Raw genomic sequence first — 770 nt, forward strand, 5'->3', positions numbered from 1 at the left:
GCCGATAGTAGTTGGTGGGAAACTACCTGCGAGGATAGGACGTTGCCGCGCTTTTTATTGATGGAGGTTTAGCTCAGTTGGGAGAGCGTCTGCCTTACAAGCAGAGGGTCACAGGTTCGAGCCCTGTAACCTCCATTGAGTCGTTAGCTCAGTTGGTAGAGCATCTGACTTTTAATCAGAGGGTCGACAGTTCGAGCCTGTCACGACTCATCGGCCAAGTTACACGCCAAATGCGGGTGTGGCGGAATTGGCAGACGCGCTAGATTTAGGTTCTAGTGTCTTTATAGACGTGGGGGTTCAAGTCCCTTCACCCGCATTCAATTGAATATTCAATGAAAGTTATCTTATTATGCCGACTTAGCTCAGTTGGTAGAGCATCTGATTTGTAATCAGAGGGTCGGGCGTTCGAATCGTCTAGTCGGCATTAAGATGCGGAAGTAGTTCAGTGGTAGAACATCACCTTGCCATGGTGGGGGTCGCGGGTTCGAATCCCGTCTTCCGCTTTCATTATGATTAAGCCGGGGTGGCGGAACTGGCAGACGCACGGGACTTAAAATCCCGCGGTAGGTGACTACCGTACCGGTTCGATTCCGGTCCTCGGCATCATAATGAAAAATGCACCCATAGCGCAACTGGATAGAGTGTCTGACTACGAATCAGAAGGTTGTAGGTTCGACTCCTACTGGGTGCATATAACGGGAAATAGCTCAGCTTGGTAGAGCACCTGGTTTGGGACCAGGGGGTCGCAGGTTCGAATCCTGTTTTCCCGA

At 50.8% G+C, this 770-nt stretch carries 8 tRNA genes; all 8 read left to right on the forward strand.

The annotated features are described in order from the left end of the window. The first annotated feature begins 62 nt into the window (after positions 1–62). The 8 genes from FC90_RS05035 (at position 63) to FC90_RS05070 (ending at position 770) form a co-directional block, all read left to right on the forward strand. Positions 63–135, forward strand: a tRNA-Val gene (locus FC90_RS05035). Positions 136–137: 2 nt separating this feature from the next. Further along, positions 138–210 (forward strand) — tRNA-Lys (locus FC90_RS05040). A gap of 22 nt (positions 211–232) precedes the next feature. Beyond that, positions 233–316: transfer RNA gene (locus FC90_RS05045), tRNA-Leu, on the forward strand. Positions 317–351: 35 nt separating this feature from the next. Beyond that, a tRNA-Thr gene (locus FC90_RS05050) sits at positions 352–424 on the forward strand. 7 nt (positions 425–431) lie between these two features. After that, positions 432–503 (forward strand) — tRNA-Gly (locus tag FC90_RS05055). Between the two features lie 14 nt (positions 504–517). Then, positions 518–603, forward strand: a tRNA-Leu gene (locus tag FC90_RS05060). A gap of 14 nt (positions 604–617) precedes the next feature. Continuing rightward, positions 618–691: transfer RNA gene (locus FC90_RS05065), tRNA-Arg, on the forward strand. Positions 692–696: 5 nt separating this feature from the next. Then, a tRNA-Pro gene (locus FC90_RS05070) sits at positions 697–770 on the forward strand.

The sequence above is a fragment of the Latilactobacillus graminis DSM 20719 genome, from assembly GCF_001436415.1.
Lineage (GTDB): Bacteria > Bacillota > Bacilli > Lactobacillales > Lactobacillaceae > Latilactobacillus > Latilactobacillus graminis.